The sequence below is a fragment of the Pseudomonas zhanjiangensis genome, from assembly GCF_041027545.1.
GTDB classification, from domain to species: Bacteria; Pseudomonadota; Gammaproteobacteria; order Pseudomonadales; family Pseudomonadaceae; genus Aquipseudomonas; species Aquipseudomonas zhanjiangensis.
The window spans coordinates 24,666-45,457 of the sequence record NZ_JBFTEG010000003.1 but is presented as its reverse complement, the minus strand read 5'-3'; the positions used below and the strand labels follow the sequence as shown (position 1 = coordinate 45,457).

21 protein-coding genes are annotated in these 20,792 nt (G+C 68.9%); 19 read left to right on the top strand and 2 right to left on the bottom strand.

The features are described from left to right. The first annotated feature begins 20 nt into the window (after positions 1–20). Positions 21–1,481, top strand: coding sequence for a protein adenylyltransferase SelO (gene selO / locus AB5S05_RS05035; RefSeq protein ID WP_369286392.1), 1,461 nt, complete (start codon positions 21–23; stop codon positions 1,479–1,481). A 48-nt stretch (positions 1,482–1,529) separates the two neighbouring features. Here selO and AB5S05_RS05030 read toward each other — a convergent pair whose 3' ends face one another. Beyond that, entirely contained in the window at positions 1,530–2,228 is a 699-nt protein-coding gene (locus AB5S05_RS05030) for an aspartate/glutamate racemase family protein (protein ID WP_369286391.1), read from the bottom strand. Positions 2,229–2,470: 242 nt separating this feature from the next. On the opposite strand from AB5S05_RS05030, the gene AB5S05_RS05025 reads away from it, so the two are divergent. From AB5S05_RS05025 to AB5S05_RS05005, 5 genes are all read left to right on the top strand, one after another. Next, positions 2,471–4,261 (top strand): SLC13 family permease, encoded by a 1,791-nt coding sequence (locus AB5S05_RS05025; protein ID WP_369286390.1) that lies wholly within the window; start codon positions 2,471–2,473, stop codon positions 4,259–4,261. Between the two features lie 107 nt (positions 4,262–4,368). Continuing rightward, complete coding sequence (locus AB5S05_RS05020) at positions 4,369–5,646, top strand: bifunctional O-acetylhomoserine aminocarboxypropyltransferase/cysteine synthase (protein ID WP_369286389.1); 1,278 nt, start codon at positions 4,369–4,371, stop codon at positions 5,644–5,646. A gap of 55 nt (positions 5,647–5,701) precedes the next feature. Continuing rightward, the gene (trxC, locus tag AB5S05_RS05015; RefSeq protein WP_369286388.1) at positions 5,702–6,136 is read left to right on the top strand and encodes a thioredoxin TrxC; all 435 of its coding nucleotides are present in this window, start codon (positions 5,702–5,704) and stop codon (positions 6,134–6,136) included. Between the two features lie 94 nt (positions 6,137–6,230). Then, positions 6,231–6,674, top strand: coding sequence for a YiiD C-terminal domain-containing protein (locus tag AB5S05_RS05010; protein WP_369286387.1), 444 nt, complete (start codon positions 6,231–6,233; stop codon positions 6,672–6,674). An 84-nt stretch (positions 6,675–6,758) separates the two neighbouring features. Continuing rightward, entirely contained in the window at positions 6,759–7,556 is a 798-nt protein-coding gene (locus AB5S05_RS05005) for a universal stress protein (RefSeq protein ID WP_369286386.1), read from the top strand. Positions 7,557–7,629: 73 nt separating this feature from the next. Here the strand turns inward: AB5S05_RS05005 and AB5S05_RS05000 are convergent, their stop codons facing one another. Beyond that, positions 7,630–8,403 carry a ParA family protein gene (locus AB5S05_RS05000; RefSeq protein ID WP_369286385.1) on the bottom strand — a complete coding sequence of 258 codons (774 nt, stop codon included), beginning with the start codon at positions 8,401–8,403 and terminating at the stop codon, positions 7,630–7,632. Between the two features lie 239 nt (positions 8,404–8,642). Between AB5S05_RS05000 and AB5S05_RS04995 the strand changes: the two genes are divergently transcribed. The 13 genes from AB5S05_RS04995 to AB5S05_RS04935 are packed head-to-tail and all read left to right on the top strand — an operon-like array spanning position 8,643 to position 20,789. Next, entirely contained in the window at positions 8,643–9,359 is a 717-nt protein-coding gene (locus AB5S05_RS04995; protein ID WP_369286771.1) for a beta-ketoacyl synthase chain length factor, read from the top strand. Next, positions 9,329–10,141 carry a lysophospholipid acyltransferase family protein gene (locus AB5S05_RS04990; RefSeq protein ID WP_369286384.1) on the top strand — a complete coding sequence of 271 codons (813 nt, stop codon included), beginning with the start codon at positions 9,329–9,331 and terminating at the stop codon, positions 10,139–10,141. Before AB5S05_RS04995 ends, AB5S05_RS04990 begins: the two co-directional genes overlap by 31 nt. Then, a complete protein-coding gene (locus AB5S05_RS04985; RefSeq protein ID WP_369286383.1) occupies positions 10,116–10,376 on the top strand; it encodes a phosphopantetheine-binding protein in 261 nt (86 codons plus the stop codon). Before AB5S05_RS04990 ends, AB5S05_RS04985 begins: the two co-directional genes overlap by 26 nt. Positions 10,377–10,388: 12 nt before the next feature. Further along, positions 10,389–10,646, top strand: a complete 258-nt coding sequence (locus tag AB5S05_RS04980) for an acyl carrier protein (protein ID WP_369286382.1) — start codon at positions 10,389–10,391, stop codon at positions 10,644–10,646. A 10-nt stretch (positions 10,647–10,656) separates the two neighbouring features. Further along, the gene (locus tag AB5S05_RS04975; RefSeq protein ID WP_369286381.1) at positions 10,657–11,202 is read left to right on the top strand and encodes a COG4648 family protein; all 546 of its coding nucleotides are present in this window, start codon (positions 10,657–10,659) and stop codon (positions 11,200–11,202) included. Then, on the top strand, positions 11,199–12,998 hold the full coding sequence (locus tag AB5S05_RS04970; protein ID WP_369286380.1) for an ApeI family dehydratase: 1,800 nt from the start codon (positions 11,199–11,201) through the stop codon (positions 12,996–12,998). Before AB5S05_RS04975 ends, AB5S05_RS04970 begins: the two co-directional genes overlap by 4 nt. Beyond that, entirely contained in the window at positions 12,991–13,725 is a 735-nt protein-coding gene (locus AB5S05_RS04965) for a glycosyltransferase family 2 protein (protein ID WP_369286379.1), read from the top strand. The genes AB5S05_RS04970 and AB5S05_RS04965 overlap by 8 nt, the downstream gene beginning before the upstream one ends. After that, complete coding sequence (locus tag AB5S05_RS04960) at positions 13,722–14,666, top strand: lysophospholipid acyltransferase family protein (protein ID WP_369286378.1); 945 nt, start codon at positions 13,722–13,724, stop codon at positions 14,664–14,666. Before AB5S05_RS04965 ends, AB5S05_RS04960 begins: the two co-directional genes overlap by 4 nt. Further along, complete coding sequence (locus tag AB5S05_RS04955) at positions 14,647–16,188, top strand: HAL/PAL/TAL family ammonia-lyase (RefSeq protein ID WP_369286377.1); 1,542 nt, start codon at positions 14,647–14,649, stop codon at positions 16,186–16,188. The genes AB5S05_RS04960 and AB5S05_RS04955 overlap by 20 nt, the downstream gene beginning before the upstream one ends. Continuing rightward, positions 16,181–16,606, top strand: coding sequence for an acyl-CoA thioesterase (locus AB5S05_RS04950; RefSeq protein WP_369286376.1), 426 nt, complete (start codon positions 16,181–16,183; stop codon positions 16,604–16,606). The genes AB5S05_RS04955 and AB5S05_RS04950 overlap by 8 nt, the downstream gene beginning before the upstream one ends. Then, positions 16,603–17,196 (top strand): outer membrane lipoprotein carrier protein LolA, encoded by a 594-nt coding sequence (locus AB5S05_RS04945; protein WP_369286375.1) that lies wholly within the window; start codon positions 16,603–16,605, stop codon positions 17,194–17,196. The genes AB5S05_RS04950 and AB5S05_RS04945 overlap by 4 nt, the downstream gene beginning before the upstream one ends. Then, positions 17,186–19,540, top strand: coding sequence for an MMPL family transporter (locus AB5S05_RS04940; protein ID WP_369286374.1), 2,355 nt, complete (start codon positions 17,186–17,188; stop codon positions 19,538–19,540). Before AB5S05_RS04945 ends, AB5S05_RS04940 begins: the two co-directional genes overlap by 11 nt. Then, positions 19,527–20,789 (top strand): NAD(P)/FAD-dependent oxidoreductase, encoded by a 1,263-nt coding sequence (locus AB5S05_RS04935; RefSeq protein WP_369286373.1) that lies wholly within the window; start codon positions 19,527–19,529, stop codon positions 20,787–20,789. The genes AB5S05_RS04940 and AB5S05_RS04935 overlap by 14 nt, the downstream gene beginning before the upstream one ends. Positions 20,790–20,792: the final 3 nt, after the last annotated feature.

Below are 20,792 nucleotides of genomic sequence, written 5' to 3'. Positions count from 1 at the left end.
CGGAATTGCAGGAGTTGCCTTTGAAAAGCCTGACCGACCTGATCTTCGACAATCGCTTCGCCCGCCTGGGCGATGCCTTTTCCACCGAGGTGCTGCCCGAGCCGATCGCCGAGCCCCGCCTGGTGATCGCCAGCCCAGCGGCCATGGCCCTGCTCGACCTCGACCCCGGCGAGGCCGACAGCGAGCTGTTCGCCCAGCTGTTTGCCGGGCACAAGCTGTGGAGCGAGGCAGAGCCACGGGCGATGGTCTATTCCGGGCATCAGTTCGGCAGCTACAACCCGCGCCTGGGCGATGGTCGCGGCCTGCTCCTCGGCGAGGTGGTCAACGACGCCGGCGAGCATTGGGACCTGCACCTGAAGGGCGCGGGCCAGACCCCCTACTCGCGCATGGGCGACGGCCGCGCGGTGCTGCGCAGCTCGATCCGCGAGTTCCTCGCCAGCGAGCATCTGCATGCCCTCGGCATTCCCACCTCGCGGGCCTTGTGCGTGACCGCCTCCAGCACCCCGGTATGGCGCGAGAAGCAGGAAAGCGCGGCCATGCTCCTGCGTCTGGCCAGAAGCCATGTGCGCTTCGGTCACTTCGAATACTTCTACTACACCCGCCAGCACGACCTGCTGCGCCAGCTCGGCGAGCACGTGCTGAGATGTCACTTCGCCGAGTGCCTGGAGCAGGAACAGCCCTACCTGGCGATGTTCCGCGAGGTGGTCGAACGCAACGCCGAGCTGATCGCCCGCTGGCAGGCCTACGGCTTCTGCCACGGGGTGATGAACAGCGACAACATGTCGATCCTCGGCATCACCTTCGACTATGGCCCCTACGCCTTCCTCGACGACTTCGATGCCAACCACATCTGCAACCACTCCGACGACACGGGTCGCTACAGCTTCAGCAACCAGGTACCGATCGCCCAGTGGAACCTCGCCGCCCTCGGCCAGGCGCTGACCCCCTTCGTCGAACTGGATGCCCTGCGCGAAACCCTCGGCCTGTTCCTGCCGCTGTACCAGGCCCACTACCTCGACCTGATGCGCCGCCGCCTGGGCCTGCGCGACGCCGATGACGGCGACGAGGCGCTGATCCAGCGCCTGCTGCACCTGATGCAGAGCAGTGCGGTGGACTACACCCATTTCTTCCGCGAACTGGGTGACAGCGCCCCCGAGCAGGCTCTCGCCCGCCTGCGCAACGACTTCACCGACCTGGCCGGCTTCGACGCCTGGAGCGCCAGCTACCAGGCGCGCTGCGGCCAAGCAGAGGACAGCCAGGAGCAACGCCGCGCACGCATGCACGCCGCCAATCCCAGGTACATCCTGCGCAACTACCTGGCCCAGCAAGCCATCGAGGCCGCCGAACAGGGCGACTACGCCCCGGTGCGCGAACTGCACGCGGTACTCAGCCGCCCCTTCGACGAGCAACCGGGCAAGGAGCGCTACGCCGAGCGTCCGCCGGAGTGGGGCAAGCACCTGGCCATCAGCTGCTCGTCCTAGTCCGCGCCGGGCCTTCCTGAAGGGTGGATGGGGAATGCGCCATCCACCCTAGGCATCGGCCAGCAGCCACTCCAGGCCCATGGCCACATGCAACTCGGTACTGTCGAGCAGCGCCAGGGGCGCGGCGACGTTTTCCAGCAGCAAGCCGATCTCGGTACAGCCGAGAATCGCCACCTCGGCGCCGCGCGCGCGCAGCTGCTCCAGGCACTCCAGGTAGAAGGCACGGGCATCGGCCTGGAAGCGCCCCTGACAGAGCTCGGCGAAGATCACCCGATCGATCTCCTCGATCTGCGCCAGCGGCTGTATCAGCACCTCGATGCCGAAGCGTTCGGCCAGGCGCCCGCGGTAGAAGTCCTCGAGCAAAGTGAAGCGCGTGCCGAGCAGCGCCGCCTTGCGCACGCCCCGGCGCTGCAGGGCCTGGCCGACCGCATCGCCGATATGCAGCAAGGGGATCTCCACCGCCGCCTCGATCGCCGGGGCGACCTTGTGCATGGTGTTGGTGGCCAGCAGCAGCGCACCGGCGCCGGCCCGCTGCAGGCCCTGGGCCGCCTCGGCCAGCAGGCGACCGGCCGCCTCCCAGTCGCCCGCCTTCTGCAGGGCGGCGATGCCGGCGAAGTCCACCGAGTGCAGCAGCAGCGGCGCCGAGTGCAGGCCACCCAGAGACTGGCGGACACCCTGGTTGAGCAGACGGTAATAACTGGCCGTGGACTCCCAGCTCATGCCGCCGAGAATGCCGAGCTGATTCATATGAGGCCCTCCTGACGAGAAGCCTCGAGCCTAGCGCCGGCGCCCGCCCAAGGACAGCTACAGCGGAACCTGGAACAGGCGGTACAGCGCGGTCGCGGGACCATATTCATTAAACCGAAAAGGCATATAAACCTTCTCAAACATTCTTAGACTATCTAAGCGAAGCCCACTATCTTGGCGACCTTGCGCGGCTCCCGTGCCGCGTCTACCGCCCACCCAAGATTTGCACGCTAGGGACGCTTATGTTCTGGGACTCACTGCCGCTATTGTTCGTAGGCGCACTGCTGGTCTGGCTGCTGGTGGCCTTCGTCCGCGAAAAGTGGAGCCCGGACATAGTCGCCGCCATCGGCGTGGCCGCGCTGCTGGTCACCCAGTTGCTCGAGCCCAAGGAAGTCCTCAGCGTACTGAGCAATTCGGCACCGGTGACCATCGCCTGCATGTTCGTGCTGTCCGCGGCGCTGGAACGCACCGGCTGCATCGACGCCCTGGGCAACTGGCTGGGCGACCTGGTCGGCACCAGCCCGATTCGCGTGCTCACCGGCCTGACCCTGACCGCCCTGGTGATTTCCGCCTGCCTGAACAACACCCCGGTGGTGGCCATCCTCACCCCGGTGGCGATCTCCCTGGCGCGCCGCGCCGGCACCCTGCCGTCCAAGCTGCTGATCCCGCTGTCCTACGCCACCATCCTCGGCGGCACCCTAACCATGATCGGTACCTCGACCAACATCCTGGTCGACGGCGTGGCGCGCAAGGCCGGCCTGGAACCCTTCGGCATCTTCGAGATCACCGGCGCCGGGCTGATCCTCGCCAGCGTCGGCATGCTCTACCTACTGACCATCGGCCGTCACCTGCTACCCGAGCGCGACACCCTGTCGCGCCAGCTGCGGCCGGACCTGGACCGCACCTTCATGACCGAACTGCTGGTGCCGCAGGAGTCGCCGGTGATCGGCAAGACCCTGGCCGAGGCCAACCTCAACGGCGGCAGCGGCCTGCAGGTGCTCAAGCTGTTTCGCGAGGAACTGGAACTCACCGAGCCGGGCCACGACACCCTGCTGGCCAGCGGCGACCGCCTGGTGCTGCACGGCCAGGTGAAGAACGTGGTCGAGCTGCGCGAGAGCGGCCACCTGAGCTTCAACCGCGGCGATGCCTTCGAGACCATCAGCAGCCACGACGTGATCCTCGCCGAGGCCATCGTCGGGCGCAATTCACGCTACAGCCACCGCCCCATGCGCGACCTCGACCTGACCGCGCGCTACGGCATCGCCGTGCTCGCCGTGCACCGCCAGGACGAGAACATCCAGGGCAACCTCGACGACTTCGAGCTGCAGTTCGGCGACGTCATGCTGGTCGAGGGTACTCCGGCGCAGATCAAGCGCTTCGCCGACAACGGCGAGCTGATCAGCCTCAACGCCGTGCAGGAGCGCGCCTTCCGCCGCGACAAGGCGCCGATCGCGATCGGCGCCACCCTGGCGGTGATGCTCCTCGCCGCTTTCGGCCTGATGCCCATCGAGGGCCTGGCGATCATCGGCGCGGTGACCGTGCTGGCGACCCGCTGCCTCGACGTGGAGGACGCCTACAAGGCGGTGGACTGGAAGATCCTCAGCCTGATCTTCGGCATGCTGGCGATCAGCATCGCCATGGACAAGGTCGGCCTGGTCAAGCTGCTGGTGGAGAACGTCATGGGCTGGCTGCCCTGGGCCGGCCCGCTGTTGATGCTGTCGTTCATCTACCTGTTCACCTCGGTCCTCACCGAGATGCTCTCGAACAACGCCGTGGCGGTGCTGGTCACCCCCATCGCCATCGGCCTGGCCCAGCACCTGGGCGTCGATCCACGGCCGTTCGTGGTGGCGGTGATGTTCGCCGCCAGCGCCAGCTTCGCCACACCGATCGGCTACCAGACCAACACCTTCGTCTACAACGCCGGCGGCTACCGCTTCGGCGACTTCATGAAGGTCGGCATCCCGCTCAACCTGCTGCTCTGGGCGGTGGCGTCGGTGGTGATCCCGCTATTCTGGCCACTGACCCCGCTGTGACCCCGGCGGCATAGCAATCGACCACTCGCTTGACCGGGGACATTGACCCCGGTCGCCGACTGTCGCCATGCTGCGAACTTTCCAATCCCCGAGAAGGATTCGCACGCATGAAACTGGAAACCCTGGCCGTGCACGCCGGCTACAGCCCCGACCCGACCACCAAGGCGGTGGCGGTACCGATCTACCAGACCACCTCCTACGCCTTCGACGACACCCAGCATGGTGCCGACCTGTTCGACCTCAAGGTCGCCGGCAACATCTACACGCGCATCATGAACCCGACCACCGACGTGCTGGAGCAGCGCGTGGCGGCGCTGGAAGGCGGCGTCGGCGCCCTCGCCGTAGCCTCCGGCATGGCGGCGATCACCTATGCCATCCAGACCATCGCCGAGGCCGGCGACAATATCGTCTCGGTGGCCAAGCTGTATGGCGGCACCTACAACCTGTTCGCCCATACCCTGCCGCGCCAGGGCCTGCAGGTGCGCTTCGCCGCGCACGACGACATCGCCGCCCTGGAAGCCCTGATCGACGACAAGACCAAGGCGGTGTTCTGCGAGTCGATCGGCAACCCGGCGGGCAATATCATCGACATCCAGGCCCTGGCCGATGCCGCCCACCGCCATGGCGTGCCGCTGATCGTCGACAACACCGTGGCCACGCCGATGCTCTGCCGGCCGTTCGAACACGGCGCCGACATCGTCGTGCACTCGCTGACCAAGTACATGGGCGGCCACGGCACCAGCATCGGCGGCATCGTGGTCGACTCCGGCCGCTTCCCCTGGGCGCAGCACCCCGAGCGCTTCGCCCTGCTCAACACCCCGGATGTCTCCTACCACGGCGTGACCTACACCGAGGCCTTCGGCCCGGCCGCCTTCATCGGCCGCTGCCGGGTGGTGCCGCTGCGCAACATGGGCGCGGCGATCTCGCCGTTCAATTCCTTCCTGATCCTGCAAGGCCTGGAAACCCTGGCCCTGCGCATGGAGCGCCACTGCGAGAACGCCCTCAAGGTGGCCGAGTTCCTGCAAAGCCACCCGCAGGTGGCCTGGGTGAAATACGCCGGCCTGCTCGACCACCCCGAGCATGAACTGGCCCGGCGCTACTGCGGCGGCAAGCCGGCCTCGATCCTCTCGTTCGGCATCGTCGGCGGCGCTGAAGCCGGCGCGCGCTTTATCGACGCGCTGCAGCTGGTGGTGCGCCTGGTCAATATCGGCGATGCCAAGTCGCTGGCCTGCCATCCGGCCTCGACCACCCACCGTCAGCTCAACGACGAGGAACTGGCCAAGGCCGGGGTACCGCGCGACATGATTCGTCTGTCGATCGGCATCGAGCACAGCGACGACATCATCGCCGACCTGCAGCAGGCGCTGGCGGCAGCCAGCCGCTGACTTGATATTCGCCGCGGCGGCTCCAGATTAGGACTATCCCCCACTGGAGCCCGCCATGAGCGACCCGCGACTGATACCCTGCCCCCACTGCAACGGCCTCAACCGCATCCCCGCCGCGCGCCTGGGCGACCAGCCGCGCTGTGGACGCTGCAAGCAAGAGGTGCTGCCGGGCGCGCCGATCGAACTGACCCAGGCCAACTTCGCCAGCCAGCTCAAGGGCGACCTGCCCCTGCTGGTGGATGTCTGGGCCGACTGGTGCGGCCCCTGCAAGGCCTTTGCCCCTACCTTCTACCAGGCGGCCGGCCAGCTGCAAGGGCGCTGCCGCCTGGGCAAGCTGGACAGCGAAGCCAACCCGCAACTGTCTGCACAACTGGGCATCCGTTCGATCCCCTCGCTGATCCTGTTCAAGGATGGCCGGGAGATCGCCCGCCAGAGCGGCGCCCTGCCGCTGGCGCAACTGCTGGCCTGGCTCGCCGGCCAGGCCGTCTGAGCGAAAGGGTCAAGCGCAGCGGCCGATACGGTCAGTGGCGACAGCGCGCCGCCGGCTTAGCCTGATGACCCCACCCAGCCTGAGGTCGCCCGCCATGCTGCTACCCGTCGAGATCGTCCGCCAGCTCACCGAAGAGCAGATCGCCTTCGTCAGGCGCAGCGGGCTCAAGGCCGAGGTGCTGGAGCCGGGCCACGTGCGCTTGCGCATGCCCCTGGCCGGCAACCAGAACCATATCGGCAGCATGTACGCCGGCGCCCTGTTCACCCTGGCGGAGATTCCCGGCGGTGCCCTGTTCCTCACCAGCTTCGACAGCCAGCGCTTCTACCCCATCGTCAAGCAGATGCAGCTGCGCTTCCTTCGCCCGGCCACCGGCGACATCCGGGTCGAGGCGCGGCTCGCCGCCGAGCAGATCGCACAGCTGCAGGAACAGGCGCAACAGCACGGCAAGGCCGACTACCAGCTGGATCTGCGACTGACCGACGAGAGCGGCGAGGTGGTGGCCGAGAGCCAGGGCCTCTATCAATTACGCGCCCACTGACGCCTGGCCTTGCCTTAGGTCAAAAGAAAGACTATTGCTTGGGGGATAATAAATCGCCGCCCCCGTCGGCCGGAGAACTGATTGATGTTCACCCATATCCTCATTGCCCACGATCTGCGCGACACCGCCGATATGGCCCTGTGCCGCGCCACCCAGCTGGCGCGCCAGCACAAGGCCAGGCTGACCATCCTGCATGTGCTCGACCCCAGCCACAGCAGCCAGCAACACGACCAGGCCCACCAGGCCCTGGACCGCAGCCTGACCCGCTACGCCCCAGCCGACAGCGACCTGCTGCTGCTCGAGGGCAAGCCCTCGGAAGTAGTGCTGCAACAGGTGCAGGAACTCGGTTGCGACCTGCTGGTACTCGGCGCCCACCACCAGCGCCATGACTTCTTTTCCGGCACCAGCCTCGACCGTATCGCCCGCCAGTGCCCGGTGCCGCTGCTGCTGGTGGCGCGCAACGATTTCCAGCCCTACCAGCGCGCCCTGGCCGCCATCGACTTCTCCCTGTGCGCCTGCAGCGCCTTGGCCCAGGCCTCCCACCTGCTACCCGCCAGCGCCGAACTGCATGCCTTGCACGTGTTCGAACCGGACAAGGGCTCGCCCAAGCAGGTCGAGGCCCAGCTGCAGATCCAGCAGGCGCTGATCGACCAGCTGCTTCTCGATGAGGCCAAGAACCTGCCCTGCGACGGCCCCAGCCTGAGTCATGAGGTTCGCCAGGGCGGCATCCTGCGCTGCCTGCAGGAACAACTGAAGACCCGTCGCACTGAACTGCTGGTGCTCGGCAGCCACGGCCGCAGTGCCCTGTCCCAGGCCCTGCTCGGCAGCCTGGCCCAGCACTTCCTGCACCGGGCGCCCTGCGATGTCCTGGTGGTGCGCTAAGCAGTCGGCACCCGTTACGGCCTCCTGAACGACAACGGCGCCCGCGGGCGCCGTTGTCGTTCAATCCGTCGAGCTAGCCCGCGCCATTGAGCAGGTCGTGCAGTTCGACGAACTGCTGGGTCAGCTTGTGCCGCGCATCCATATAGATCAGCGGGGTGCAGACCTGGTGCGACTCGCGCATGCGCACCGAGCTCATCAGATTGACCGGCAGCACCGGCAGGCCCTCGGCCAGCAACTCGTCGAGCATTTGCTGCGGCAATGACGCGCGCGGCTGGAACTGGTTGACCACGATGCCCTCGACCTCCAGCGCTTCGTTGTGGTCTTCGCGCAGCTCCTCGATCTCCTGCAGCAGGCCATAGAGCGCATTGCGGGAGAAGCTGTCGCAGTCGAAGGGGATCAGGCAGCGATCGGCGGCTATCAACGCGGAAACCGTGTAGAAATTCAGCGCCGGCGGGGTATCCAGGTAGATCCGCTCGTAGTCCTCGCTCAACTCGTCGAGCAGTTTGCGCAGCTTGTTGATCTTGTGCTTGGCCTCGAGCTTGGGCTGCAGGTCGGCCAGCTCCGCGGTGGCCGTGACCACGTGCAGGTTGTCGAACGGGGTCTCGTAGATATCGACCTTGCCCTTCTTGCCGAAGGGGCCACTGGACAGGGTCTGCTTGAAGAAGTCGGCGATACCCGTGGGAATATCCTCGCCGCTCAATCCGGTCAGGTAATGGGTGGAGTTGGCCTGGGCGTCGAGGTCGACCAACAGGGTGCGATAACCCTGCGAGGCACTGACCGCCGCCAGGTTGCAGGCGATACTCGACTTGCCCACCCCGCCCTTCTGATTGAATACCACACGCCGCATCGCACACCTCCCTGATTCCGATTGGTCTGGGATTCTATGCAAAGCCCATGACAAGGGCGAGGACAGTTGCACAAATCACCGTTCCATCCATCAGCCGCGATCTTGCAACGTTTGCGCAGCAGGCATGCGATCTAGATAATGCCAGCACTTCGCCAGGGCAGCCTCGACAGAATACCTGTCGCGTAGCACGGCCGCAGTCGACAAGGAAGCCCGCAAGGGCAGGGAAAACTCTCCGCGTGATGCATTTCAGGATCGATCAATGGCGTGCCTGGGCCCCCGGCCTGGACAGCACCGAGGACTGGCGTGCTTGGTGTCGCGCGCCTGTGCGCGTGCCGGACGCCCAGCAGCAGCCTGATGTCGGTTTCCTCCCGGCCATGCAGCGGCGCCGTCTCAGCCGCCTGGCGCGAATGATGTTCCAGGTCGCCTGGCCGCTGGCCGAGGGCCATGCGGCCCTGCCCCTGGTGTTCGCCTCGCGCCATGGCGAAACCCCGCGCACCCTGGCCATTCTCGGCGACCTGGCCCGCGGCGAACCGCTTTCGCCCACCCAGTTCAGCCTCTCGGTGCACAACGCGATCATCGGCCAGTGGTCGATCCTGCGCGGCGACACCAGCGAGATGACCGCCCTGGCCGCCGAAGGCGACGGCCTCGAGCAGGCCATGCTGGAAGCCAGCGGGCTGCTCGCCGAAGGTGCCCCGGCGGTGTTGCTGGTGATCGCCGAGGAGATGCCGCCGCCGATCTACACCGCCTATGTCGACGACGTGCCCTTCCCTTACGCGGTCGCCCTGCTGCTGAGCCCAGGCACCAACTGGCAACTGACCCTCGCGAGAGCCAGCGGCCCCAGGGCGCCCTGGCCGCACCCGCTCAACCTGCTGCGCGCCCTGTGCGGCGAGCAGCCCGTCCTCGAACATCACTGGAAGAATCGGCAATGGACCTGGTCAGCCAACAGCACGGCTTGAGCCGCTACAGCGCGCCCTATGCCTGGCGCCTGATCGCCACCGCACTGAGTTTCGCCCTGTTCGGCATCGGCGGCGTGCTGCTGCGCGTGCTGGTGTTCCCGCTGCTCGGGCTGCTGCCGGGCGACGCCCTGACCCGCCGCCGTCGGGCCCGTGCGGTGGTCAGCTGGACCTTCCGCCGCTTCGTCCAGTTCATGTTCCGCACAGGCGTGCTGACCTACGAGGTCGAGGGCGCCGAACGCCTCGGCCGCCCGGGGCAGATGGTGATCGCCAACCACCCGTCGCTGATCGACGTGGTGGTGCTGATCGCCTTCATCCGCGACGCCAACTGCGTGGTCAAGCAGAGCCTGTGGGACAACCCCTGCATGCGCGGGCCGATCCGCGCCGCCGAGTTCATCAGCAACAGCGGCAGCCTGGACATGCTCGACGAAGCCGCCGGCGCGCTGCAGCAGGGCCAAACCCTGATCGTCTTCCCCGAGGGCACCCGCACCACCCCGGGGCAGCCGCCCGAATTCCATCGTGGCGCCGCCGCCATCGCCGTGCGCGGCGCACGCGTCGTCACCCCGGTGGTGATCAGCGTCACCCCCACCACCCTGACCAAGGCCGAACCCTGGTACAGCATCCCGGCGCGGCGCTTCCACTTCCGCCTGCGCGTCGGCCAGGATATCGATCCGCAACAGTTCCAGGGCCCGGCCCCGGTGGCCTCGCGCAAACTCAACGAACACCTGCATCAACATTTCATTAAGGAGCTCGCCGAAGATGAGCAATCTGCACACCGAGATTAAACAGCTGATCATCGAGTCCCTCGGCCTCGAAGACATGACCGCCGACGACATCACCGCCGACATGACCCTGTTCGGCGAGGGCCTCGGCCTCGACTCGGTCGACGCCCTGGAACTGGGCCTGGCGATCCAGAAGCGCTTCGGCATCAAGATCGACGCCGACGCCAAGGACACCCGCAGCCATTTCGCCAACGTGGCCAGCCTCGCGGCCTTCGTGTCGTCGCACCAGGTCGCCTGAGGGGAGCCCGCCATGCAAAACCGTGATGAGATCTTCGCCACCCTGCGCGACGCCCTGGTCGAGCTGTTCGAACTGGATGCCGAGCGCATCAGCCTCGAGGCCAACCTGTACCAGGACCTGGAGATCGATAGCATCGACGCGGTCGACCTGATCGACCACATCAAGCGCCAGACCGGCAAGAAGATCGCCGCCGAGGAGTTCAAGTCGGTGCGTACCGTCGGAGACGTGGTCGAGGCGGTGCACAACTTGGTCAGTGCAACCGCCGAATGAAGCCGCGCCGATGAAACGCCTGCTCGCCCTGCTGCTGGTGCTGGTCGGCCTGGCCTACCCCTTTGCCGTGTACTTCGGCATCGAGCACCTGTCGCCGCGCGTCTTCGCCGCGCTGCTCGGCGGCCTGTGGCTGGCGCGCCTGCTGCTCGGCGAGCGACGCCCGGGTGATCGCTGGATGGCCCTGGCCGCCCTGGCCTTCTGCCTGCTGCTCGGCCTGGCCGCTGAGCCGGCCCTGCTGCGCTGGTACCCGGTGCTGCTCAGCGCCATGCTGCTCGGCCTGTTCGGCTTCAGCCTGAGGGTCGGGCCGCCACTGGTCGAGCGCCTTGCGCGCCTGCGCGAACCGGACCTGCCGGCGGTGGCGGTGCGCTATACACGCCAGGTGACCCGGGTCTGGGCGCTGTTCTTCCTGGTCAACGGGCTGATCGCCGCGGCCCTGACCCTGTGGGCGCCGCTGGCCTGGTGGACCCTGTACAACGGCCTGATCGCCTACGCCCTGATGGGCCTGCTGTTCGCCGGCGAATGGCTGCTGCGCCAGCGCGTGCGGAGGGCCGGATGAACTGGATCGCCCTCGACCGCCTGCTGCTGAATCCGGATGCTAGCCGCCTGGTCACCCCCGACCTCAGCCACGCCGAGTTGTGCCGCCAGGCCCTAGCCCTGGCCGGCCAGTGGCGCAGCCGCGGCATCGGCCGCATCGCCCTCCATCTGGAGGACGCCGGCGAACTGGCCATCGCCCTGCTCGCCGCCTGGCAGGCCGGCGCCCAGGTGCTGCTGCCCGCCGATGCCCAGGCGCAGACCCGCCAACGCCTATCCGGCCAGGTCGACCTGTGGCTGGATGCCCTGGAGCCCCCCGTCGAGGCCGTCCCCCTCGTCGCCGTGGCATTGGACCTCGACCAGTGCCGGCTGACCCTGTGCACCTCCGGCTCCAGCGGCGAGGCCAAGCTGATCGACAAGTCGCTGCGCCAGCTGGCCAACGAGGTCGAGGCGCTGGAGCAGCTCTGGGGCGCCAGCCTCGGTGCGGCGACCGTGATCGGCAGCGTTGCCGCCCAGCACATCTACGGCCTGCTGTTTCGCGTGCTCTGGCCGCTGTGCGCCGGCCGGCCATTCCTGCGCCGTGCCCAGCCGTTCCCCGAGGACCTGCAGCGCGCCAGCCTGGCAATTACCAGGGGTACTGGAAGCGTAGCGAGCGAAGAGGATGCAAGGCGACAAGAGGCGAGGCCGCGGAGTTTACAGGCGGTAAATGAGCAGGCCGAGCCGCTTGTCAACGCAGCAGCATCGAGCGCAGTAGCTTCCAGTGCCCCTGGCTTCGCCTGGGTGGCCAGCCCGGCTTTGCTCAAGCGCATGGGCGACAACCTCGACTGGCCCGCCCTTAGCGCGGTGCGCCGGGTCTTTTCCTCCGGGGGTGTCCTGCCGACCGAGGCCGCCGAACATCTGCAGCAGTGCCTCGGCCAGTGGCCGACGGAAATCTACGGCAGCTCCGAAACCGGCGGCATCGCCTGGCGCCAGGGCCCGCAGCCCTGGCAGCCGTTCCCCGGCGTGACGCCGAGCCTGGACGAAGCCGGCGCCCTGCGCATCGCCTCGCCCTACCTGCCGGCCGGGCATGTCGAGCAGACCGCCGATGCCGCCGAGCTGCTGGCCGACGGCCGCCTGCTCCTGCGCGGGCGCCTGGATCGCATCGTCAAACTGGAAGAGAAGCGCATCGCCCTGCCCAGCCTCGAGCAGCTGCTCGTCGGCCATGAGTGGGTCAGCGATGCCCGTTTCGGCGTGATCCAGCAGGGCCGCGCCTTCCTCGGCGCGCTGGTCGCCCTGAGCCCGGCCGGCATACATGCGCTGCGCAACCAGGGCCGCCGCGCCCTCACCGACGGCCTGCGTCGGCAGCTGGTCGGGCAGTGTGACGCCATCGCCCTGCCGCGCCGCTGGCGCTTGCTGCCCGAGCTGCCCTACAGCAGCCAGGGCAAGCTGGCCCAGGCGCAGGTCGAGGCGCTGCTGGCAGCGCCGCGACCGACCCGGGTCGAACCACTGAGCGCTATCGAGCAGGACGGCGAGTGGCGCCTGGAGCTGGAGGTGCCGCTGGACCTGGCGCATTTCAGCGGCCACTTCCCGCAGACCCCGGTGCTGCCCGGCGTGGTGCAGATCGACTGGGCCCAGCAGCTGGCCCGCCAGCTGATCCCCGGGCTGCCGCCTCGCTTCGCCGGCATGGAGGTGCTCAAGTTCCAGCAGCTGGTGCGCCCCGGCGACCGTGTGCAACTGTCGCTGCGCTTCGACGCCGAGCGCGGCAAGCTGTATTTCGCCATGCGCAATCGCGAGGCGGCCTGCTCCTCGGGGCGCATCCTGCTGGAGGCCGCCCATGCATAGGCCCTGTGCGGTGATCCCGGTCTACAACCACGAGCACGCACTGCCCCAGGTGGTCGCCGCCCTGCGCGACGCCGGCCTGCCCTGCGTGCTGGTCGACGATGCCTCCAGCGCGGCCTGCGCGGCGGTGATGGACCGGCTGGCCCAACAGCCCAAGTGTTTCCTGGTGCGCCTGCCAGTCAACCAAGGCAAGGGCGGCGCGGTCATGGCCGGGCTGCGCGAGGCGGCGCGCCTGGGCTTTTCCCACGCGCTGCAGGTGGACGCCGACGGCCAGCATGACCTGGCCGATGTGGCGACCTTCCTCGACCACTCCCGAGGCCGTCCCCAGGCGCTGATCTGCGGCTACCCGCAATACGACGCCAGCGTGCCCAAGGGCCGCCTCTATGCCCGCTACATGACCCACGTCTGGGTGTGGATCAACAGCCTGTCGCTGTCGATCCGCGACGCCATGTGCGGCTTTCGCGTCTACCCGCTGGCGGCCACGGTGGCGCTGATCGACTCGAGCCGGCTCGGCCGGCGCATGGATTTCGACCCGGAAATCCTGGTGCGCCTGGCCTGGCGCAACCAGCCGATGCACTGGCTGCCGACCCGGGTGCACTACCCGCTGGACGGCCTCTCGCACTTTCGCCTGCTGCACGACAACGCGCTGATCTCCAAGATGCACGCCAAGCTGTTCTTCGGCATGTTGCTGCGCGCGCCGCTGATCCTCTGGCGCCGGAGGCGCGGATGAACCAACGGGCCAACAGCGGACACTGGGCCGGCCAGCGTGAGCGCGGCAGCTTCCTGCTGATGAAGTTCACCGCCCTGGCCGTGCGCCACCTGGGCCGGCGCGCGCTCGCCCCGCTGCTGTACCTGATCGTGTTGTATTTCTTCCTGTTCGGCGGCCAGGCGCGGGGCAGCATCCGCGACTACCAGCAGCGGCTGGCGACCTGGAGCGGCCGCGCCGACCTGCGCCCGAGCCGGCGCTCGGTGTTCCGCCAGTTCATGGCCTTCGCCGACGCCCTGCTCGACAAGCTGGACATCTGGCGCGGCGACCTGGGCCTGGAGCAGATCAGCCTGCACGACGCCCATGGCCTGCGCCAGCAATTGCGCGGCGCGCGCGGGCAGCTGCTGGTCGGCGCCCACCTGGGCAACCTCGAGGTGTGCCGCGCCCTGGCCGAACTCGGCGAGAAGGTGCGGATGAACGTGCTGGTGCACACCAAGCACGCCGAGCAGTTCAACCGCCTGCTCGGTGAGGCCGGCGCCAGCCACCTGCGCCTGATCCAGGTCAGCGAGCTGGACCCGGCGATCATGCTGCAGCTGTCCGAGCGCCTGGAGCGCGGCGAGTGGCTGGCGATCGCCGGCGACCGCGTGCCGCTGCATGGCGGGCGCAACGTCAGCGTCGACTTCCTCGGCCAGCCCGCGGCCTTTCCCCAGGGCCCCTGGCTGCTGGCCGGCCTGCTGCGCTGCCCGCTCAACCTGCTCAGCTGCCTGAAGATCGACGGTCGCTACCAGGTGGCGCTGGAGCCCTTCGCCGAGCAGGTGCAGTGGAAGCGCGGCGAACGCGACGCGGTGATCCGCGCCTGGGCCCAGCGCTATGCCGAGCGCCTCGGCCAGCGCTGCCTGGAGGCGCCCTACCAATGGTTCAACTTCTACCCGTTCTGGAAAGCACATGACGACCCATCAGCCTGAGCCGGTGATCTTCGGCGAACTCCCCCTGACCATCGAACAGCTGGTCGGCCTGGCCCAGCGCCGCGTCCAGGCGCTGCTGCAGGACGATGCCGGCTACCGCGAGAAGATCGCCAAGGGCGCGCGCTTCGTCGACAGCCTGCTGGACCAGGAAGGCGGGATCTACGGCATCACCACCGGCTACGGCGACTCCTGCGTGGTGGCGGTGCCGCTGCACCAGGTCGAGGCCCTGCCGCGTCACCTCTATACCTTCCACGGCTGCGGCCTGGGCAAGCTGCTCGACGAGGCCAGCACCCGGGCGGTACTGGCCGCGCGCCTGCAGTCGCTGTGCCAGGGCGTGTCCGGGGTGCGGGTGGAACTGCTCGAGCGGCTGCAGGCGTTCCTCGACCACGATGTGCTGCCGCTGATCCCCGAGGAAGGCTCGGTCGGCGCCAGCGGCGACCTGACCCCGCTGTCCTACGTCGCCGCCGCCCTCAGCGGCGAGCGTGAGGTCCTGTACAAGGGCGAGCGCCGCAGCGCCGCCGAGGTGCACGCCGAGCTGGGCTGGACGCCGCTGGTGCTGCGGCCCAAGGAGGCGCTGGCGCTGATGAACGGCACCGCGGTGATGACCGCCCTGGCCTGCCTGGCCTATGCCCGCGCCGACTACCTGCTCAAGCTGGCCACGCGCATCACCGCGCTCAACGTGGTGGCCCTGGAAGGCAACCCGGAGCACTTCGACGAACGCCTGTTCGCCGCCAAGCCGCACCCGGGACAGATGCAGGTGGCCGCCTGGCTGCGCCAGGACCTGGCCATAGACGCGCCGACCGCGCCGCTGCACCGCCTGCAGGACCGCTACTCGCTGCGCTGCGCGCCGCACGTGCTCGGGGTGCTGGCCGACAGCCTGGGCCTGCTGCGCCGGTTCATCGAGACCGAACTGAACAGCGCCAACGACAATCCGCTGATCGACGCCGAAGCCGAGCGCGTGCTGCACGGCGGGCACTTCTACGGCGGCCATATCGCCTTCGCCATGGACAGCCTGAAGAACCTGGTGGGCAACGTCGCCGACCTGCTCGACCGCCAGCTCGCCCTGCTGGTCGACGCGCGCTACAACCACGGCCTGCCGAGCAACCTGTCCGGCGCCCCGGCGGTCACCGCGATGATCAACCACGGTTTCAAGGCGGTGCAGATCGGCGCCAGCGCCTGGACCGCCGAAGCCCTGAAGAACACCCTGCCGGCCAGCGTGTTCTCGCGCTCCACCGAGTGCCACAACCAGGACAAGGTGAGCATGGGCACCATCGCCGCCCGTGACGCCCTGCGCAGCCTGGAGCTGGCCGAACAGGTCGCCGCCGCCACCCTGCTGGCCGCCAACCAAGGCATCTGGCTGCGCCAGCGCGACGGCAAGGCCGACATCCCCGCGCCAATCGCCGCCATGCGCGAACAACTGGCCGCGGACTTCCCCCCGGTGATCGAGGACCGCGCCCTGGAAGGCGAACTGCGCCTGTGCCTGGCGCGCATCCGTGCCCAGCACTGGAGGCTCTATGCGTAGCGCCGGTGTACTGCAGGCCGAGATCGAACTGCTGGTGCCCTTCTTCGACGTCGACTCGATGGACGTGGTCTGGCACGGCCACTACATCAAATACTTCGAGCAGGCGCGCTGCGCCCTGCTCGACAGAATCGGCCACAACTACCGCGACATGCGCGAGGCCGGCTACGCCTGGCCGGTGATCGACCTGCAGGCCCGCTACATTCGCGGCGCCCAGTTCGGCCAGCGTATCCGCGTGCGCGCCGACCTGGTCGAGTGGGAGAACCGCCTGAAGATCCACTACCTGATCAGCGATGCCGCCAGCGGCGAACGGATGACCCGCGGCAGCAGCGTGCAGGTGGCGGTGGAGATCGCCAGCCGCGAGATGCTGCTGGCCTCGCCCAAGGTGTTCGTCGCGGCGGTGGAGCGGGCCCTGGCATGATCCGCCGCCTGCTGCTGGCCGCCCTGCTGCTCGCCGCGTCTGCGGCCCAGGCCTTCGACCTCGAGCAACTGGGTGCCCAGCTGGCCCACCCGGCGGTGGTGCGCGGCCCCTTCGTCCAGGAGAAGCACCTGCGCGCCCTGGCGCAACCGCTGACCAGCCGCGGCCAGTTCGTCCTGTCACGCGAACAGGGCCTGCTCTGGCAGCTGAGCAGCCCGCTGCAGCTCGATTACCGCATCGACGAGCAGGGCATCGCCCGGCGCAGTGCCGAAGGCTGGCAGGCGCAACCCGGCCAAAACATGGCCGCCCAGCAGAGCCGGCTGTTCCTGGCCGTGCTGCGCGGCGAGCACAGCGGCCTGGCGCGGGACTTCGAGCTGCAGCTCGAGGGCAGCGCCGAGGCCTGGACGCTGACCCTGACCCCGCGCTCGCTGCTGCTCCAGCAGATCTTCACGGCCATCCATGTCCAGGGGAGCGCCCTGGTCGAGCGCATCGAGCTGGTGGAGACCCAGGGCGACCGTACCCTGCTGCGCCTGCCGCAGAGCCAGGCGGGCGCCGCCCTCGACGAGCAGGAGCGCCACGCCTTTGCCGATTGAGCGAAGCCTGCCCAGGCTGTTCCTGATCCTGCTGCTGGCGCTGCTGGCCCTGACCACCTGGCAGTGGCGCCAGGGTCCGCCGGTGTCGGCCAGCCTGCTCGACCTGCTGCCGGCCGGCAGCGGCGACGCGCGCCTGCAGCAGGCCGAGCGGCGCATGCAGGAGCCGCTCAACCGCGAGCTGCTGGTGCTGATCGGCCACCCCCGGCGCGAACAGGCCATCGCCCTGGCCCGGGACGCCGCCACGGACTGGCAGGCCAGCGGCCGGTTCGAGCGGGTGCAGTGGCGCCTGGACGCCAACCTCGCCGCGCTGCGCGAACAGCTGCGCGGCAGCCGCCTGAGCCTGCTGCCGGAGGCGGACCGCCGGCTGCTGATCGAGCACCCCGACAGCTACATCACGCAACGCGCGGCGCAGCTGTTCGACCCCTTCGCCGGCGTCGGCCTGCTGCCCACCGCAGAGGACTGGCTGGGCCTGGGCGTCCGCGCCCAGCAAGTGCTGAGCCCGTCCGGCGCGGTCCAGGCGGACCTGGCCAGCGGCGCCCTGCTGGTGCAGGACAATGGCCTGAGCTGGGCCCTGCTGCGTGCGCGCACCGGCGAGGATGCCTTCGACCTGCAGGCGCCGCCGGCCATCGCCGCCGCCGTGCAGCAATTGCGCGAGCGGGTGAGCGCCGAGGGCGGCCAGCTGCTCGCCGGCAGCGGCCTGCTGCATGCCGCTGCCGGCCAGGCCCGCGCCGCCCGCGAGATCGGCTGGATCGGCGGTGGCGCCCTGCTCGGCACCCTGCTGCTGTTGCTGCTGGCCTATCGCCGCCCGCGGGTGCTGCTCGGCCTGCTGCCGGTCGGCGTCGCCCTGCTCGCCGGCAGCGCCGCCTGCGTGTTGCTGTTCGGCCAGATCAATGCGCTGACCCTGGTGCTCGGCGCCAGCCTGATCGGCGTCACCGTCGACTTCCCCCAGCACTACCTGAGCAAGAGCTGGGGCGCGGGCGCCTGGCGCAGCTGGGACGCCCTGCGCGCCACCCTGCCGGGGCTCAGCCTGAGCCTGACGACCAACCTGATCGGCTACCTGGCCCTGGCCTTCACCCCCTTCCCGGCGCTGACCCAGGTCGCCGTGTTTTCCTCCGCCGGCCTGATCGCCGCCTACCTGTGCGCGGTGTGCCTGCTGCCGGCCTGGTTCGCCGGTCTGCGCCTGCGCCCGCCGGCGTCCCTGTACGGCTTCGCCGCCGGCCTGCTGCAGCAGCGCGCCCGCCTGCTCGGGCGCATCGGCAGCGGCTGGTTGCTCGGCCTGTTGCTGCTGTTCTGCGCCGGCGGCCTGTGGCAGGTGCAGGCGCACAACGAGTTGCGCCAGTGGCTCGGCCAGGAACCGCGGCTGCAGGCCGATGCCCGGCGCATCGCCGAGTTGACCGGCCAGCAACCGACCAGCCAGTTTTTCCTGGTCAGCGCGCGCGACGAGGACCAGCTGCTGCAGCGCCAGGCCGATCTGGCTGCGCGCCTCGATGCGTTACTCGCCGACGGCCAGCTACGCGGCTACCGCGCCCTCAGCCAGCTGCTCGCCCCCGCCGCCGCGCAGCAGGCCCTGGGCGAGGCCCTGCAGCGGCTACCGGCGCACTGGCAGCCGCTGCTGCAACTGGGCGTGCCGCCAGAAGCACTGCAGGACGAACTGCGGCGGCTGCTCGACAGCCCCCGGCCGACGCTGGAGCAGGCCCTGGCCGGCCCGCTCGGCGAGGCCTGGCGCCCGCTGTGGCTGGGCCGCGATGCCCAGGGCGAGCCGGCCGGCCTGGTCAGCCTGCAGGGCCAGGCCAGCACCGCGGCCTTGCGCGCGGCGGCCGAGGGCCTGGAGGGGGTACGCCTGGTCGATCGCCTCGGCGAGCTGAACGCCCAGTTCAGCGCCACCCAGCTCAGCGCCGCCGAACTCAAGCTGCTGTCCTGCGCCGCCATCCTCGCCCTGCTGTGCCTGCCCTTCGGCCTGGCCGGCGCCCTGCGGGTGGTCTGCCTGCCGCTGCTGGCGGCGCTGGCGGCGCTGGCCTGCCTCGGCTGGCTGGGCCAGCCGCTGACCCTGTTCAGCCTGTTCGGCCTGCTGCTGGTGACCGCCATCGGCGTCGACTACAGCATCCTCATGCGCGAGTCCGTCGGCGGCCCCGCCGTGTGCCTGCTCGGCGTGCTGCTCTCGGCCCTGACCAGCTGGCTGTCGTTCGGCCTGCTGCTGGTCAGCCAGACCCCGGTGATCGCCAACTTCGGCCTGACCCTGAGCCTCGGCCTGCTGTTCAGCTTTCTCCTCTCGCCCTGGGCCACCAAGCCCGCCCCCTCAGTCGCCAATTCCAACGAGGCACGAAGCCCCCATGCAGTCTCTTGAAGTCGAACAACGCCGGGTCGTGGTGATCGGCGCCGGCCCCTCGGGGGCCATCGCCAGCGCCCTGCTCCAGCGCAACGGCCATGACGTGCTGGTGCTGGAACGCCAGCGCTTCCCGCGCTTCTCGATCGGCGAAAGCCTGCTGTCGCATTGCCTCGACTTCGTCGAGGAGGCGGGCATGCTCGAGGCCGTGCGCGCCGCCGGCTTCCAGACCAAGCACGGCGCCGCCTTCGCCTGGGGCGAGCAGTACAGCGAGTTCGACTTCCGCGACACCTTCACCCCGGGCCAGGGCTCGACCTTCCAGGTCCAGCGCGCGCGCTTCGACCAGCTGCTGGCCGACGAGGCCGCACGCCAGGGCGTGGAGATCCGCTACGAGCAGGAGATAGTCGCCGCCGACTTCAGCGGCGACTGCCCGCGCCTGACGGTCAGGCGCCTGAGCGACGGCCATGAGTATGCGATCGAGTGCGCCTTCGTCCTCGATGCCAGCGGCTACGGCCGGGTCCTGCCGCGCCTGCTCGAGCTGGAGCTGCCGTCGAGTTTCCCGGTGCGCCAGGCGCTGTTCACCCATATCGAGGACCGCATCGAAACGTCCGGCTGCGCCGGCCGGGGCTTCGACCGCGAGAAGATCCTCATCACCACCCACCCGACTCTGCGCGACGTCTGGTTCTGGACCATCCCCTTCAGCGACGGCCGCTGCTCGCTGGGGGTGGTCGCCGCGGCCGAGCGCTTCCAAGATCGAGACGCCGACCTCGACGCCTGCCTGCGCGGTTTCGTCGAGGAAACCCCGTCGCTGGCGCGGGTGCTGGGCAATGCCGTGTGGGACACCCCGGCGCGCGCCATCGGCGGCTACTCGGCCAACGTCAAACGCCTGCACGGCCCCGGCTTCGCCCTGCTGGGCAATGCCGCCGAATTCCTCGACCCGGTGTTCTCCTCGGGGGTGACCATCGCCATGCGCTCGGCGAGCATGGCCGCCGGCGTGCTGCACCGCCAGCTCGGCGGTGAGGCGGTGGACTGGCAGGCCGAGTTCGCCCTGCCGCTCAAGCGCGGCGTCGACTGCTTCCGCGCCTACGTCGAGGGCTGGTACGACGGCAGTTTCCAGGACGTGATCTTCTACCAGAACGCCAGCGTCGATATCCGCCGAATGATCAGCTCGATCCTCGCCGGCTACGCCTGGGACCCACGCAACCCCTATGTCGCCGAGCCCAAGCGACGTCTGCGGGTGCTGGCCGAACTCTGCGCCAGCAACGGATAAGGA